2 pseudogenes are annotated in these 1,333 nt (G+C 68.0%); one reads left to right on the top strand and one right to left on the bottom strand.

Going from position 1 to position 1,333, the window contains the following annotated elements:
• Window positions 1-168: pseudogene (locus ACFW2E_RS47015) on the bottom strand (GNAT family N-acetyltransferase); the annotation flags it as partial.
• Window positions 169-178: 10 nt separating this feature from the next.
• On the opposite strand from ACFW2E_RS47015, the pseudogene ACFW2E_RS47020 reads away from it, so the two are divergent.
• A pseudogene (locus ACFW2E_RS47020) lies at window positions 179-934 on the top strand (IS3 family transposase); the annotation flags it as partial.
• Window positions 935-1,333 lie beyond the last annotated feature (399 nt).

Genomic DNA, 1,333 nt, shown 5'->3' on the forward strand with positions numbered 1-1,333 from the left:
GGCCCGGACCGTGCCGGTCATGGCGGTCGAATACCGAACGCCGCCGTCCGTGTGGGCCACGCTGAAGGCGACGGGGCGGCCGTCGACGACCGCGACCGTGGTCAGCTCGCGGTTCAGCAGCGGGTGCCGCCAGGTCTCCGCGAGCCACGCCTCGTAGTCCGTGAACTCGACGGCCCGTCTGGCCGTCCGGATACGGGCGGTGCACCTCGAGTCGGACGGTACTTACGGAGTCCCGAGGATCACCGCTGAGCTCCGGGAGACCGGCGGTGAGGCGGTCAACCACAAGCGTGTCGCTCGGATCATGCGGGCGTCCGGGCTCGAGGGAGTCCGGTTGCGCCGCCGGCACCGCACCACCGTCCCCGACCCGGCCGCGGCCAAGGCGCCCGACCTGATCGGCCGCGACTTCACCGCAGCAGAACCGAACACGAAGTACGTCGGCGACATCACCTACCTGCCCCTCGGCGGCGGGAAGTTCTGCTACCTCGCCACCGTCATCGACCTCGCCTCACGCCGTCTGGCCGGCTGGGCGATCGCCGACCACATGCGCGCGGACCTCGTCACCGACGCCCTGGCCGCGGCGATCCGCACCCGTGGCAGCCTCGCCGGATCGATCATGCACACCGACCACGGAGCCCAGTACACGAGCAGGGCATTCGCCCAAGCCTGCAGGTCAGCAGGGGTTCGGCGAAGCATGAGCGCGATCGGCAGCTCGGCCGACAACGCACTCGCCGAGTCCTTCAACGCGACCTTCAAACGCGAGACCCTGCAAGGACGGAAGAGCTGGCCCAACGAGCGCGAGGCCCGACTCGACGCCTTCCGATGGCTCCACCGCTACAACACCCGCCGCCGACACTCCCGCCTCGGGCAACGATCACCGATCGCCTTCGAGGACGCCCTCCAACTCACACCAACTACGCTGGCACAAGCCGCATAACCCGTGTCCAGGATTCGGGGTCAAGGCCCGACAGCCGACGCACGACCTGCTGCTCGTTCTCGTCACGGCTCGGCCGTACCCGTAACACCACCGTCCAGCACCCGCCCCCGAGTAACCGAACCGCCCCGCCACCAGGACATATACCCAGCGAAAGAGGAACCCAGCACTAGTACTGCAACGGTGCTTGCCGTGACTGCTGACCAGCTCGGTCGTTGATGTGGTCATGGGTGGGGACCTTGCTGATGTCAGGTTGTGGGCAGGTGGACTCGAGGCGGTGCATGAGCGGTTCGTGCACCGGTTCAACCGGGAGGAGCCCCGTCAGTCAGCGCTTGCCTATATGCGGGGGCTGGTCGCTCCGCTGGAGCGGAAGAACGGCCCGGGGCTTATACACACAGGGAG

The sequence above is a fragment of the Streptomyces sp. NPDC058964 genome, from assembly GCF_042741275.1.
GTDB lineage: Bacteria > Actinomycetota > Actinomycetes > Streptomycetales > Streptomycetaceae > Streptomyces.